Origin of the sequence: Rhizobium rhododendri, assembly GCF_007000325.2 — a bacterium.
GTDB lineage: Bacteria > Pseudomonadota > Alphaproteobacteria > Rhizobiales > Rhizobiaceae > Rhizobium > Rhizobium rhododendri.
On the sequence record NZ_CP117268.1, the window covers coordinates 1,026,734 to 1,041,995 of the forward strand.

10 protein-coding genes are annotated in these 15,262 nt (G+C 52.4%); 3 read left to right on the forward strand and 7 right to left on the reverse strand.

Going from position 1 to position 15,262, the window contains the following annotated elements; genetic code table 11:
- Nucleotides 1–657: 657 nt before the first annotated feature.
- The 4 genes from PR018_RS22520 to PR018_RS22535 form a co-directional block, all read right to left on the reverse strand.
- Nucleotides 658–2,541 carry a methyl-accepting chemotaxis protein gene (locus PR018_RS22520; RefSeq protein ID WP_244615411.1) on the reverse strand — a complete coding sequence of 628 codons (1,884 nt, stop codon included), beginning with the start codon at nucleotides 2,539–2,541 and terminating at the stop codon, nucleotides 658–660.
- Between the two features lie 1,083 nt (nucleotides 2,542–3,624).
- Nucleotides 3,625–5,325, reverse strand: a complete 1,701-nt coding sequence (locus PR018_RS22525) for a methyl-accepting chemotaxis protein (RefSeq protein ID WP_142831084.1) — start codon at nucleotides 5,323–5,325, stop codon at nucleotides 3,625–3,627.
- Between the two features lie 159 nt (nucleotides 5,326–5,484).
- A complete protein-coding gene (locus PR018_RS22530) occupies nucleotides 5,485–5,967 on the reverse strand; it encodes a chemotaxis protein CheW (RefSeq protein WP_142831083.1) in 483 nt (160 codons plus the stop codon).
- Entirely contained in the window at nucleotides 5,967–7,889 is a 1,923-nt protein-coding gene (locus PR018_RS22535) for a methyl-accepting chemotaxis protein (protein ID WP_142831082.1), read from the reverse strand. Before PR018_RS22535 ends, PR018_RS22530 begins: the two co-directional genes overlap by 1 nt.
- Nucleotides 7,890–9,223: 1,334 nt before the next feature.
- Here PR018_RS22535 and PR018_RS22540 point away from each other — a divergent pair.
- Nucleotides 9,224–10,189, forward strand: a complete 966-nt coding sequence (locus PR018_RS22540) for a helix-turn-helix transcriptional regulator (RefSeq protein ID WP_142831081.1) — start codon at nucleotides 9,224–9,226, stop codon at nucleotides 10,187–10,189.
- A gap of 338 nt (nucleotides 10,190–10,527) precedes the next feature.
- Here the strand turns inward: PR018_RS22540 and PR018_RS22545 are convergent, their stop codons facing one another.
- Complete coding sequence (locus tag PR018_RS22545) at nucleotides 10,528–10,989, reverse strand: MarR family winged helix-turn-helix transcriptional regulator (protein ID WP_244615410.1); 462 nt, start codon at nucleotides 10,987–10,989, stop codon at nucleotides 10,528–10,530.
- Nucleotides 10,990–11,374: 385 nt separating this feature from the next.
- Here PR018_RS22545 and PR018_RS22550 point away from each other — a divergent pair, with 385 nt between their 5' ends.
- Together PR018_RS22550 and PR018_RS22555 are read left to right on the forward strand one after the other, a co-directional pair.
- Nucleotides 11,375–13,066, forward strand: a complete 1,692-nt coding sequence (locus PR018_RS22550) for a CocE/NonD family hydrolase (protein WP_202617180.1) — start codon at nucleotides 11,375–11,377, stop codon at nucleotides 13,064–13,066.
- A 64-nt stretch (nucleotides 13,067–13,130) separates the two neighbouring features.
- On the forward strand, nucleotides 13,131–13,523 hold the full coding sequence (locus tag PR018_RS22555) for a response regulator (RefSeq protein WP_142831118.1): 393 nt from the start codon (nucleotides 13,131–13,133) through the stop codon (nucleotides 13,521–13,523).
- 529 nt (nucleotides 13,524–14,052) lie between these two features.
- On the opposite strand, the gene PR018_RS22560 is transcribed toward PR018_RS22555, so the two are convergent.
- Both PR018_RS22560 and PR018_RS22565 read right to left on the reverse strand, forming a co-directional pair.
- The gene (locus PR018_RS22560; protein ID WP_279621430.1) at nucleotides 14,053–14,985 is read right to left on the reverse strand and encodes an HD-GYP domain-containing protein; all 933 of its coding nucleotides are present in this window, start codon (nucleotides 14,983–14,985) and stop codon (nucleotides 14,053–14,055) included.
- Nucleotides 14,986–15,007: 22 nt separating this feature from the next.
- Nucleotides 15,008–15,226, reverse strand: a complete 219-nt coding sequence (locus tag PR018_RS22565) for a hypothetical protein (protein WP_142831079.1) — start codon at nucleotides 15,224–15,226, stop codon at nucleotides 15,008–15,010.
- Nucleotides 15,227–15,262 lie beyond the last annotated feature (36 nt).

Below are 15,262 nucleotides of genomic sequence, written 5' to 3' on the forward strand. Positions count from 1 at the left end.
GTAAACGATGTATGTTTCGGAAAATGACTTCCGGAGATATGCGATGCCAACAGAGCCCGCGGTGAGGTCCCATCCTCCCCGCGGGCTCAATCGCAAAAAAGGCGCGAGTCCAAGGTCTGGGAATCCAAACTCGAACCCCTGAACTGAACGGAATAACTTTTTTGCGCCCGCAAGACGTATGCGCCCCCGGTGAAGGCCGTCTTGCGAAGTTGATGGGAACATAGGAAGTCCTAGCGCAAACAGTTGGAGTAGTCCTATGACGAAGCATTCGATTGGAGTGATCACGTCTGTAGAACGCCGCCGGCGCTAGTCCAGCGAGGACAAGAACCGGCTCGGGTGGATGCACAGTTCCGCTCCTGGGAATGCCAGGCCCTCATTGCCCGCCTGTGGTGTCACGTTAAAATGTCGGGCGGGCTCAGTGGGATTGCCGACGGCACTCAGCCGCTCGTAACGATCATCCAATTCCCAAAAGGCAGGCTGTCCACGCATTATCCGCTCCCAACAAATCGGGGTTCTGAGCCTTACACTTGTGCTCTTGCCCATGTCCTGCAACCTGCTGCCAGAGAGCCGCCTTGCATTTAGGCGTTTAGAATGCCCGCCGAAGTTGATCTGTGTAGATCTTCAGCTCTTGGAAAAACCACGCAAATAGCCGATCGGCTATCTGCTTTCCAACCGGTGGAGAGATCTTCCGGCCATGGCCGATCCGTTCATTCTAACCGTGAAAGCCTGCGGAGCGCTAACGTTACCGAGATCGAACTGATCGACGAGATCGCGCAACTTGGCTGCTTCCTGCACCAGTGACGATGTGGCTGCGTTCGACTCCTCGACCATGGCCGCGTTTTGTTGGGTAACTTGATCCATGCTGTTGACCGCAGTGTTGACCTCCCCCAAACCCACTGACTGTTCCTTCGCCGATATCGCGATCGATTCAACTTGAGTCGTGATTTGAGCAATGTACCCGGCAATTGTCTTCAATGCTTCGCCAGTACCCCGCACCAGCTTCACCCCGCCTTCTACTTCTGTCGAGGAATTTTGGATCAAGTTTTTTATCTCTTTTGCCGCGTTGGCCGAGCGCTGAGCGAGTTCGCGCACTTCCTGCGCGACTACTGCAAATCCCCTTCCCGCATCGCCCGCGCGCGCGGCTTCGACGCCGGCGTTTAGGGCCAAAAGGTTCGTTTGGAACGCTATATCATCGATAACGCCAATAATATTGGAAATCTGTTGTGAGCTCTCCTCAATTTTTCGCATGGCTTCCTCAGCTTGTGTCACCACTTCCGCCGACCTGATTGCCGACTGATTGGCCTGCGCAGCGACGGAGCGGGCTTCTTCCGTTCGCTTGGTCGAGTTGCTGACGTTGGCGGTAATCTCGTCCAGTGCAGCGGCCGTTTCCTCCAGCGACGCTGCTTGATGTTCCGTGCGTTTGGAGAGATCGTTTGCACCGTCGGCGATTTCGCGGCTTCCACTGTCCAAGGTGGCAATGGAGCTGGATATCCGAGACAGAGTTGTGCTAAGCTGTTCAAGAGAGCGGTTGAAGTCATGACGCAGCATTTCGAAATCTGGCGCGAACGCATCCGTCAGTCGGAACGACAGGTCGCCGCTGGCGAGCCGCTTTAGGCCGTCTCCCAGATTTGATGTGGCGAATCTGAGATGTTCTGCAGCTTCCGCTTCCGCCATGCGCTGCTTTTCCAGGCGTTTTGCCTCGGCTGCCGTGGCCTGATCTCGTGACGAGCGTAACATTTCGGTCTCTGCCAGCCCTTGACGGAACACCTCGACGGCACGCGCCATCGCGCCCAGTTCGTCGCGCCGTTCGACGCCCGGAACGGTGACGTTGAAAACGCCTTTCGCCATTGTCTCGGTAACGTTGATTAGCGTCCGTATCGGATTTGCTATGCCGCTTCGCGCTACAACCACGGCAATGCCGAACCCGACAGCCAGTCCGACCAAAACGAGCCCGTATGTCAAGAGGATCATGTTGTGTGTCGCATGTCCGATTGCGGTCTTTTCCAGCGCCACATCCTTGAGCAAGAGTGCGGAGGATGCCGTGATGTCCTTGGCGAGCAAAGCAAGTTCAGGCGCGCAGGATCGATTCATTTCTGCCATCGCCTTGGCGTTGCCTTCGAGTGTCGTTGATGCCGCTCCCATCGACATCGCCTTGTCACAACCGTCGGAGAACGCGGCATGGAAGCGTTGTTCGAACCCCTGGATTTCGTTCGCCTCTTGCGGAAGAAGGGTTCTTGTCTCCACGAGAAGTGATTCGAAAGCTTTGGCTCCATCGATATACTCTGCCTTGTGGAGGTCATTGGTGTCCTGCGCGGTTGACCAGATCAGTTGAAGAAGCGATCGTTCCGTCCACGCCAATTGGCGGTTTGCAGTAGCGTAAAGGCCCGCCGCTCGCGCCTTGCCGTCGATCAGATCGCCATAGGCACGGTCGGTTTCCTTCAGTCTTTCGCCGGTCAGGGCCATGGCGCCGACGGCAACGGCCCCAAGCAGCACTAGAAGGGCGAGGATTTTTGACAAAACCGATAGGTCTCTGAAACGCACAGCAAACTCCCAGATTAGAGGGTGCATATATATTTGGGATCACGTCGTAAATTAAAGGTTAGTCGGCCGTTAGTATTCTGAAAATCTGCATAATTCGGATACGATTTTGCGTGATTGGTAAGCGCCGCACCCGAGGCGAGAGCTGCCGGCGTTCGAAGACGGGAAACAAGCAGTTCGACGGCAAGATCAGCGCTGCAGCAGTGCGACGTTCATTGGAGTTCGGTCTAAACATGGGTGCGAAGCACTCGCAGTATATTTCGACCAGACTGCGCTATGAGAGTCTGACAGATCGTCAAATGAGTTATATAAAAAGGGTTTCCATAGGAAAGTTGGACTGGAACTCACCATAAATTCCCTCACCGTCGAAATTCGCTATGCGAGTAGCTTTGCAGAGATGAATGCGGAGAAACTGCCCGATCTGGTGCCCATGGTCATCCTGAATTCGGAGAAAAGTCCGAATGCGGATCCGGCTCAGAAACCTGCCCCCATTCCGATCATTATTCGGCTAGTCTCTGGCACTCAAGTTCTCCTAGGTCGGCAACCTTGGTATGTATCGCCTCGATATCCATGAGGGGATACATGCCATGCAAAAGGAAAGCTGACCATGCAATATATACGACAAATGCTGCGGCTTACGGATAACGGGTAACGCGTAACGGGTAACGGGTAACGGGTAACGGGTAACGGGTAACGGAACGAGTTATCCGGCGAGAGCACGCGAAAGCAAACTTTCTTCACCCCTGCGCAAACAACTCATGCTTGACCACGCGACTAGCAGCATACACGCCGAAATCGTCGCTGGCACGAATTCGAAATGTCTTGCCGGCTTCGCATCAGAATAGGCAAATTTCGGGTGAACAGCTTGAGTTTCGTCGAGGCACGTATGTTCTTAACGTCGGCAAAAAATTTTTGAAATTCGGTTACCTGCCGAGCTATCGGAGAAACGCCCAAAAGTCCTTGCATTGTGACGTGCTGCTTTGACTTTTTTCCAATTGGCCGTGCCGCCGATGCCAGCTCAGAATTCTTCCTTCTTTTCTGCAGGGCTTGCTGGCTTCGGGGGCATTTCCATTTTCAGCCTCGTCATCAAAGCGCGAGCAGGCGATGCTGCTGGTGGAATGCTGTATTGTCTGGTTGCACGGCGGGGTTATTCGTTGGAAGTTCGGCCTGGAACTGGCCAAGTAAGCCGAACAGTGCCTGCGCTTCCTGCGCCAGACCATAGCTAGCAGCAGTTGACTCTGCCACCAATGCCGCGTTTTGCTGGTTGGCCTGATCCACCATATTGACAGACTGATTGATTTCCTTGAGGCTAATGGCTTGCTCTTTCGAGGCTTTGACGATCGCCTCAACCTCGCGGTCAATCTCCTTGACTTGGCCAACAATCGACGTCAACGATTTGCTCGTTTCCCCGACAAATGTGACACCGCGCTTGACGTGTTCGCCAGACGCGTTGATCAAAATTTTGATCTCCTTGGCGGCCTTGGCGGAGCGTTGCGCCAGTTCGCGGACTTCCTGGGCAACGACAGCAAACCCCTTGCCGGACTCTCCGGCACGCGCGGCCTCAACGCCAGCATTGAGGGCAAGAAGGTTCGTCTGAAAGGCAATGTCGTCGATAACACCGATAATGTTGGAGATCTTCTGAGAGGAACCCTCGATTTCGCCCATCGCTACGATCGCTTTCTTAACGATGAGACCGGAGCGCTCGGCATCCGTACTAGCGGAGGCGACCAATGACCTAGCTTCATCCGCGCGTCGGTTCGAATCCAACACCGTACTGGTAATCTCTTCAAGTGCTGCTGCGGTCTGTTCGACCGCTGCAGCCTGCCGTTCGGTGCGTCGGGCCAGTTCGTCTGCAAAGATCCGGATCTCGCGCGATCCGCATGCAATAACCTTTGCGTTGTGTCCGACGGATTGCATCGCAGACCGCAGTTTAGCGATCGCCTCATTCAAATCCTGGCGAAGCGCCTCCATTGTTGGTACGAATGGCTTTTCAAGGTTCTGCATCAGGTTACCGTTGGCAAGCGCCTTCAATGCACCCGCCACGGATGACAAAGCTCCCATCCGCTCGGTGACGTCGGTTGCGATTTTAACTACCTTGCAGACCTTACCATTTGTGTCGATGATCGGGTTATAGGCTGCCTGGATCCAGACTTCCTTGCCGCCCTTGCCAATTCGCAGAAATTCATTTGCGAACGATTCGCCTCGGCCCAATTTTTGCCAGAACTGGCGATAGTCTTCGGAATTCGCATAGTCTGCAGGGCAGAACATTCTGTGGTGTTTTCCTAGGATTTCCGAGATGTTGTAGCCGAGCGCATTACAGAAGTTATCGTTTGCGTCGAGGATTTCCCCCAAGGGATTGAATTGAATCACAGCTTGGGTGTTTTGCAGTGCGGTAATAATGCCCGCGTCGTCCATCGACCTTAGCTTTGAAGCGGTGATGTCTGTGGCGAATTTGATCACCTTGAAAGGGCGTCCTCGTTTCAGCACCGGGTTGTAAGATGCCTCAATCCAGATTTCCTTGCCGCTCTTGGCTATGCGCCTGAATTGGCGGCGTTGGAATTCCCCGCGCCGCAGGCTCTCCCAAAGCTGCTGATATTCCCGAGAGACCACCTCTACCGGATCGACGAAGATACGATGATGCCTGCCGACTATCTCCGATGGCTCATAGCCCAATGCAGAGCAGAAATTTGCATTGGCCCGCAGGATGGTTCCGTCCATGCGGAATTCTATGATAGCCTGGGATCTGTCTAGACAGGAGACGATGGCATCGCTGTTGGAGCCGGTCATCAAGAAGCTCATTTCGGGACCCTCGCTACCGGATGACAATCCGGCTCTCTATGACGTGCGGATCGGTATCCCTGCACTGCGGCATGACTCTTTTCCCACGAGAAATTCAACCTATCTGACGAAATTTAGCGGCGGTGCTAATGGCAGTGAACGCGGTAGCTACGCCGCAATCTGATTTTCTACAGTCGTCACTTGAAGCATCCGCTCGAGATTGAGAAAGCAGATCATTCCGCTCTCCCGGGTAATAATCCCGTCCGAACAATCAGCTGATGCAGACGCGCCCATCTCGGGGACCGGTTGCAGCAAGGATGAAGCGATTGTCAGAATGTCAGAAACCCCATCGACGACCAGCCCCATTGCCATGCCATTGACCTCCGCGACGACAATCGCGCTGCGTTCGTTCGGCTCTGTGGCGCGCATCCCGAGCTTCATTGCCAGATCGATTATCGGGATGACTGTTCCACGCAAATTCATCACACCCAAAACCTCGGCAGGTGCACGGGGAACAGGCGTCGCCGGTCCCCATCCGCGAATCTCGCGGATGGTCGTCGTGCGCACGCAGAACTCTTGATCGTGCAAGCGGAAAGCAATGATCTCCAGTGTCTCGCCTGCACTAAGGCTTTTGCTACCAGAACCGAGCATCAAAATTCCTCCCATGCTTCAGATTTCAAAGCGAGGCTGCCGCGCAAAGCCGCCCGGTTTGTTGAAGGCGAAGCGCGCCGAGGTGCAGCCATGGCCGAGGCTGTTTGCCGAAGCACCGCAGTCTGCGATGCCATGTTGCCGCCGAGCTGAAATTGACTGAGCAGTTCGCGAAGACCCCGGGATTCGCCAGCAAGCCTGGCACTTGCTGCATTGCTCTCTTCAACCATGGCAGCGTTTTGTTGGGTCACCTGGTCCATTTGGTTGACGGCGGTGTTGACCTCGGCAAGAGCGACTGCTTGTTCGCGTGCGGAAGTGGCAATTGCATCCATATGCTGGTTCACAGTGACAATAAAGCTTTCGATGGTCTTCAGCGCCTCTCCGGTCTCGCTGACCAGCCTGACGCCGCTTTGGACTTCGACGGACGAATTGCGTATCAGCTCCTTGATCTCCTTTGCAGCCTGGGCAGACCGTTGTGCAAGTTCCCGCACCTCTTGCGCGACGACAGCAAAGCCTTTGCCTGCATCCCCAGCACGGGCGGCTTCGACACCTGCATTGAGCGCTAGAAGATTGGTCTGGAACGCAATCTCGTCGATGACACCGATGATGTTTGAGACCTGGTTGGAGGACTGCTCGATTTTCTGCATCGCACCGACAGCATCGGCGACCACCTTGCCAGAGTGGGCAGCACTTGTATTTGCTTGCCCAGCGACGCCTCTTGCTTCTTCAGCGCGTTTTGATGAGTTCGAGACATTGACCGTGATCTCATCCAAAGCAGCTGCCGTCTCTTCCAGCGAGGCAGCTTGCTGCTCGGTACGCTTCGACAAGTCTTCAGTACCTTGGCTGATCTCGCGCGAGCCGCTATCGATCTGCGTAGCGGCGTGAGCGACGGCCCGCAGCGTTTCACCCAATTGTGTGATCGCACCATTCAGATCATGACGCAAGGCTTCGAAGTCCGGTGCAAAGGCACTGTTGAGCTGGAAATCAAGTTCGCCAGCCGCCAGCCGACGCAGACCGGATGCTAGACCTGCGGTCGCTTCATGAAGGCGCTGCTGAGCCGCCGCTTCCGCTTCCTCCGTTAGACGAACTCGGTCGCTTTCCGATTGCAGACGACTGGCTTCGGCTTCTTGTTCCAGGCGCTTGTTGCTCACGGCTGCCTGACGGAAGACTTCTACCGCGCCTGCCATCTCGCCGATCTCGTCGGCGCGCCCTGCGAAAGGAATTTCCGTGGAAGTGTCGCCGGCGGCAAGGTGTGTCATGGAGCGAGTAATAGCCTGTATCGGACGCGCTATCCCGAAGAAGGCGAAATAGATCGACGCGCCGATGATCAAAAGCGCCACCGCAATAGCGATGTAGGTGATCGTTAACGTGGTGCTGTAGGCAGATTGACTGTCCTTGAAGGATTTTGCTGCGCCTTTCGCGTTCAAATTGACAAGAAAATCGATGTCATCGCCGATTGCAGAACCAAGAGGATTCATTTTCTGATAAAGAAGTGAGGTTGCCTGTGCGTCATTGTTTGCCTTCGATGCGATGATAAAATCCCGCCCGGCACTTTGATACTGGCCAAACGTCTCAGTAATTTCTTTTATCGCTGCCACTTCAGGATCGGTCATCGGATAGCTCTCATAACGCGCTTTGGCATCGAGAAAGTCCGTTGACGCTGCTGCTATCGCCGCTTCTGCCTTAGCGATCTCTTCCTTAGACGTGAACAATACATCATCTCTATATGCCACGCGCATGTCACCCAGCGCGACGTTCATGCCCATTGATGCAGTCACACTAGGGAGCCAGTTACCGGCGATATCGGCAACATTCCCATTGATCGCCTCCAGTTGGTTCACGGCATAGGTGGCGAAGCCCACAAAGATGAGGCCCATCAGCAGAAGAACGGAAGGTAAGGCAGTTTTGATAGTAGGTCGTTTCACGATCGTATACCTTTATACGGAATGGTTCGTTGTGCTGTTGGTGAAGGACTGGCAGGAAGAGACTTGGTCTCGCGTCAATTAAACAGACTAAGTTTCACTCGCGTGCCAACCCACGGTAGGCATTCAAGACGGGTCAATAGATTGGAATCCAGAGATTCTTCTGCGCAACTTCTAATCGCGCAGATTGCAAGGCTTCAACTATTGCGACAGGTTGAATACCTGTCGATTGGGTGAGCAACCTCGCGTCAATAGCTACGGTGAAACTCGTTCTTTTTCATGCGCTTGCGCTCGAATTTTATCATGAAGACTTGCACTTATGTCTTACAGGGGAGATTCACGTAAAAATACGCCTCTTATGCCAAAGAGGAAAATGAGAATTTCGTTAGTTTTGCTGCATCTTGGCCTCTCGATAGATTGAGGTTTTGGCGACCATAGTTCTGAAACCGATCTAATATGGAATTATATTGAGACAGATCCTTACAGGGCCCTCAAATTCGATAGACTGTATCTGCGAATAGAAGTCGAAGGCGTAAATCTAATCTTATAAGAGACACTATTAGTTGAAGTTTTTAATAAAAATATAATTTGAGAAGCTCCCTCCTTTTATATGCGCAGACTGTATAGCGGCTTCGTTTTGTGGATTCCTTGTCCGCCCGAAAGCCAACTTTTAAGGCTACAAGTTTGCAATACCTTGCGCGGGAAATTGAGGTGAAATAGCTGCCCAGTGCCCGGGCGGCCCACGTCATCCAGCCGCTCGTCCCGTAGACCAGGAGGCAACAATTCAGTTGATGTCGCCATAGAAGTGTAACCATTCCCAGTTCGCCACCATGTGCGCGCCTCGAAACCGCCCGTCTTTGCGAGCTCAAGCATGCTGTCGCGAAAGCTTTCTGCGCAAGATTCGTTGTTCGTCAGGGTTCACCCCATGCAGATGAAAACACTCTTTGACGGATCCATACCAATTCGTATATTCTGATCTCCCAGTGGTCTCCCCGATTGAGGGGCTACATTGTGAAGCATTGATGCGCTTCCTGGAACCAGATCGTTGACCAGTCCTGTAAGTTTATGTCCATCGGCCACTGCGGATGGGCTAGTTGTTCATTGTTGCTCTGCGGCATGAGGAGGATTTGAATAGTACTGTGGAAAATATGCTGTAAATAAAGGTTTTCATCGAAAGGATCCCATCCTGACTGACAATTATCCTGTGAGAAATGAAAATTCGGCCTTTAAACAAGAGTTCGTATATGTCCAATCTGCGATCCAGAGAATACCCGCGATCGTGGGTCTGTCTTGTGTTGCGATCTATCTTTGATGTCTGCTTTTCTTGGTAAACTGATATGAACAAAGTGGCATCTTCCGTCCTGTCGTTCGTTAACCGCGACGCAGGGGAAGTCGCAGAGTTTTTTGCCAGGAGGTATTCTCCATGCCATGTCGAGCCCGATCACCTCGACGGAACCATTCACATGAAAGGGGTCTTCGGACGGCTGCCGGGCATCGATTTCAATACCACCGAATTCAAGGCCGGCTTCGAAATTGCCATAGAGAATAAGGCGCCGTCGTTTTTTTTCATGTTTCCTGCCTCCGGCGATGTTCAAATCCGAGCGGGAAGATATCCTCTCGAAACCAACGCCAACTTCGCAACCGCATCGTTTGGAGAGTCAATCCAGAGCATAAGATTTTGTTCGGGATTACGGAATTCCACGCTATCTGTTGACCGAGTACTGATCATCGAGCGCCTGTCCCTGCTTCTGGACCGACCGATAACCGCTGCCGTGACATTTGAATCTGTTGTGGATAGAGGCAGCGGCAAAATCCACAGCATCGCGGCAATCAATGCGTTCCTGTCAGAAAGCGCGTTCGGATCCATGATAGACCAGACACCAATTGCTGCAAAGCAGATGTCGAATGCCATCGTCGATCTTGTGCTTGAGGCTTGGCCACACAATTTTTCGGACAGTCTCTCGCAACCCTACGTAACTGTAGCGCCCCGGCACGTAAGGCGCGCTATCGAATACATGAGAGAATGCCCACATCAGGAACACACAGTCGACCAGTTAGCAAATATTTGTGGTGTTAGTCTACGCGGTCTGCAATATGGTTTTCGGCAGTTCGTTGGCATGACGATCAGTCAGTATGAAAGGCAACTAAGGTTGGACGGCGCGCGGCGGTCGCTGATGGCTGATCCCACTCTGTCTGTCAAAGAGGTCGCTCGACTTTGGCATTTTACAAATGTTCATAGGTTTAGCTCCGAATTTCAGAGTGCTTTCGGGGTGACGCCGCTTCAATTGAAAAGCAAATTGTGACGAGGCTTTGCCTGACGTCTATCATCAATAAACCTCGCTGTTGGCAGGCTAGCTATTTGCGCGCCAATACTGGAGTTGCAATTGAACGCAAGCATTTGTCACCGCGCTCATCCGATCAGAGGATTTGCGTGATCGTGGGGATTTTCTGTCTATATAGACAGTACTTTCGCGGTGTCACAAGCGATAACTCGGTGCGTTTCAGCCGGGTGGAGACTGTCGACAGTGGGCGTCGGCGGCGTTTAACGGATGACCAGAGCTGGCGATCGCGGCCGGAACTGATCGTGTCGCGGCGCGTGATGTAGTGACGTTTCACAGCCATCGGTACTTTCCGTTGCTTGTTAGCAATCGCTCAGTGGCTCCGCGTCCGAAGCCGATTGTAGCCACTTCTTAATTACGTTGATGTCAGCAGGCACCAACTGCGACTCTAATTCTTTTTCGACAATCACGGCTCGCTTTCGACATTCCGCCAAAATGACTTCGCCGTCCTTGCTCAATTGTAGCAATTTGATGCGCTTGTCAATTCGATGTCTTTTCGTATGAAACACTCCTCGAACGGCAAGATTTTTGAGGATAACGGTCACGGTCGGTGTCGTCAGTGACGCTAGCCGAGCAATGTCGGCGTTAGAGCTGCCGGGGTTGTTGGCAATTAGCGTCATTACAAGTAGTTGCGGCGGTGTGATCCCGAGGTCGGCAAGCGCGCGATCCATTTTTAGTCGATGAGCCGCCGCGGCCTGTCGCAATAGATAGCCAAGGGGCGGCGAGAATTCTGAATTCTTTTCATCTCCCATTAACTCCTGCAACCCGCTCTCCCGATTTAGTGTTGATAGAGGTCATCTATAATGATAGAGCTCTGTCTATAATGCTGATTGCCTCGATAAGCAATGATGTACATCGCCGCTTCAGTCGATTGAAAGGATAAACAAGGTGACTTTATTCATTTCTCGCCGCAAACTCCTAGCAAGCGCATCACGAATAGCAGCTTGGATAACTGTTGTATCTCTTTCAGAACGACTGACGGGAATCGATAAGGTTTGCGCAGCAGAACCAGATTTCGTGGTAATCCCTACCAAAGTTTATCCCACACCGGATTCTCCGGACGGATTATTTCCACTCAAGTACCGTAAGCTACTCCCCCCCACAGCGCCGAGGGCACGGTATCTTGGTTTCAATCCAGGCAAATGGACGTTGAAGGCTGGGACCATCCGTCGTGAAGGCGCGAAGCCATTGCCCGTTGACATCGTCTTTGAACGGGACGTGGCGATGAAGCTTCGTGACGGTACGACGATTTATACTGATATCTTTCGGCCCGTCGGCGATCAAAAAGTACCAGCAATCTTTAGTTGGAGCCCTTATGGCAAAGAACTCGGCGGCCAGTGGCTTGATGATCTTCCGAGTCGCCAAGGTGTCGCGTTGAGCCTTGTCTCCGAGCTGCAGAGGTTCGAAGGAGCTGACCCTGCCTATTGGTGCCAGCATGGATACGCCGTCGTAAATCCTGATCCCCGTGGCGCTTTAATGTCGCAAGGAAACATCAACTATTGGGGCCGCCAACTTGCAGAAGACGGTTACGATTTCATCGAATGGACTGCAGAGCAACCCTGGTGTAGCGGCAAAGTGGTCATGTCGGGCAACTCCTGGCTCGCTGTGTCGCAATGGTTTACTGCTGCCGAGCGCCCGCCCCACCTTGTGGCAATTGCGCCGTGGGAGGGGCTCGTAGAGCAGAGCCCTGCGCCCGGCATACCGGTGTCGATGGTGTTCGGCGAGATTATTGCCCAGTCGCTTGCAGGCACTGGGTACATTGAAGATCAAAGCCGAAACCTGCTCGACAATCCGTTCATGAATGCGTACTGGCACGACCGGCGAGCCAGGGTCGAGCGGATCGACGTACCAGCATATATTGTCGCCAGCTACACCAATATGGCACATACTGTCGGCACGTTCGACGCCTGGCGACATATTGGAACGTCGAAGAAATGGCTGAGGATCCATAATACTCAGGAATGGACAGACTATTACGATCCCGCACATGTCGAGGATCTGCGCCGCTTTTTTGATCACTACGCAAAAGCTATCGATAACGGCTGGCCGTCAACACCGGTCATTCGGATGGCTGTGCTCGACCCAGGGGGAGAGGACATCGTCGATCGGGCAGAGACAAGCTTCCCACCGGACAGAGCCGTGAAGAAAAAACTGTTTCTCCAGCGCGATACGCTGGCGCTTGAGCCCATGGCATCCGAGAATTCCGTCTCCCACGATGCTGATGGCGGCCTTACGAAATTCGTTTTCGAATTCGATCGGGACACGGAAATCAGCGGCTACATGACGCTGCGGATTTGGGTGGAAGCTCAGGGGTCTGATGACATGGATATCGCGGTTTCAGTGCGCAAACGTCCATCTTTGGTGAAGCGGCTGAAAGAATTGCTTCCAGGCCCCCCGGACGGCAACGCCTGCTCAGGCCTTTTGAGGGTTAGCTACCGTGAACTCGACCCAGAACGATCGACCGATGTTAATCCAATACTGGCAATGCATCGCGAATTGAGACTTACTCCCAATGAGGTGGTTCAAGTTGTAGTTGCCCTATCTCCGATGGCGATGATTTTTCACAAAGGAGAACAAATGGAGCTTGCCATTTCCGGTTTCCGGTTTCCACCTTTCATCCCGTTGGCGTTCGGAGAAGCTGAAATACCGTTCCCGGTAGATGGCTTGACTTTCCCGCCCTCCCGTCCGACCGAAATCAAACATTTTCACGGTAAAAAGGAAGAGCGTGCAACAAGGCTGGCTCCCCCAGTTCCTCCAACTCGCAACAAGGGAAATCACATACTTCACGTTGGCGGACGGTATGATAGCCATCTCTCATTTTTTGAAGTGCCTCAAGCGTGAAGCACATCCGTCACTAGCAGCGTTGTCTGCGAAGTACGCTTTTGACGTGAAGAAGGAAAAATATATGTCCATTGCGGAAAGAGTGAAGGTCTTGATAGTCGATGATCAATTCACCAGCCGTGTTTTGCTGGGCGATGCCCTGCAACAACTGGGCTTTCAACAAATCACCGTAGCGGTTGATGGCGAGCAAGGTGCAAGAATTATGGCGCAGCAGCCGCACCATTTGGTAATTTCAGATTTCAACATGCCAAAAATGGATGGCCTAGGGCTCCTAGCGGCGGTTCGCAATAATCCTCGCACCAAAAAAGCCGCCTTTCTCATGCTCACTTCACAAGGTGACCGAGCGCTCGTTATGAAAGCAGCCGCACTCGGCGCCAATAACGTCCTTGCTAAACCCTTTACAATCGAAAGGATGAAAGCAGCGATCGAAGCGGTTTTTGGACCAATCAACTTATAAATTAGGCACAATTCAATCCAATCCTGCTTGAGGACACAAATGTCGGCCCAACTCTGGGAAGAAATGCAGACCGACACTGCTGCTAAGGTATTGGTTATATTTAGCGATTCTAGATTCTTCCTGATGGCTTGTAATGCTTCGTACGTGGTGCGCCGCGCAGCGAAAAGCATGTTGATCGCCTTTTGAATACAGCTGAACAGGGTATCAATCACGACGACACCGAGCACGAAGATAGAAATGTTGCTGACCTTCCAGATAGAAGCTTAAATGGAACCTGCTTAAAGCGTCACGGAGAAGGACTGATTGATAAAACATTGTTCGAAATCATGTGCCCTATTGATGGGTTTATACGGAGAGCCCTTGCCGACTCCCATGATGTTTACAGGAGTCTTGACTCGGAAAGCGCAGTATCGGCCGGCCTTCGTAAATCTTGCCAACACTCGTACATTAACGAATCCGCACGCGCGATCGTCGTTTCGAGTCCTTCGCCCTACTTGCTTGTCGCCAGGGACCGAGCGCCAGACCATTACTAGGTGCGCATTGCCCCATGTAGAAACAGCAATAGGAGCCTTCGGTCAAAATAACCAGTCTTTTCCAGCATCCATGATGCTGCCTCAGAAGCTAACCATGGAGCTCTGTATGGTCTTACTGAGGTGACGGCATCGTAGACGTCGCAGATTGTCGCCATCCGAGCTTCAAGGCTGATTTGCTTCCCACTTAACCCCAAAGGGTAGCCTGTACCGTCTATCCGCTCATGATGGTGTAAGCAAACATCGAGAACTAAATCCGGCATGCTGCTTTGTCGCGAAAGCATCTTATGTCCGATAGAAGGATGGTCTCGCATCAAGCTCATTTCCGTATCGGTCAAAGACGCTGGCTTACTAAGAATTTCAGTCGGTATCTTTATCTTTCCTATATCGTGGACCAGACCACTCACGCCCAAAACATGAACCTTGTCCTCAGGGAGCTTGAGGTAGCGGGCGAACCTTATCATCAATGCAGAAACGGCGATCGAGTGAATATATGTTATGTCATCTTTAGCCTTTAGCCTCGAAATACCGACCAAGATCGAGGGATTCCGCTCCATCGACGTTGCAATCTTGCTCACGATCGTAGCCACATCTTCGTATTTTACGTCGCCGCTATCTCTTGCGTTTTCGAAGACGTTCTGCAGAAGTGTTGTGGTTTCATTGAGTGTCTTTAACGCCGATCGTAGCTCTCTAAGGTAGCGAGAACTCATCGCTTTGGTGGTCAAATTGTGTGTCACCACAACGGAGGCGGAGATCGCCGCCTCTGATTCGCAGTCGGGGCGGCCCATGTCCAAGCCCAACGCGGTATTGATAAAAACTGCGCTCACTTTGCTCGTTCTAAGAACGTTAGCCTCATTTTCATTATAGACCATGAAACGACGTGCCAAAGATGGCGCATTCAGCCATACGCCTTCTACAGCTTCAACAAACATGCCAGGGCGAACTCTTTCGGGACTAATTCGCTTGAGCATCTTTTTCCGCCGCGACGATTAAATCGAATTTATTTTGTAATACTAAGAAATGCGCTCGAATCGAAGTCAGGTTGTCTTGAAAATCATCGACCAGGCTCGCAAAATCTTTTAAGGCAGGGTCGAAGGTGTTGGACTTTACATTCAGAGGTCTGTCACTTTCGCTTGAGCGCGGAAAGGGAATTATCGTTGCCATTGTTGTCATTCATCCTTCATAAGGTAATGAGAGGGCAAATTTACT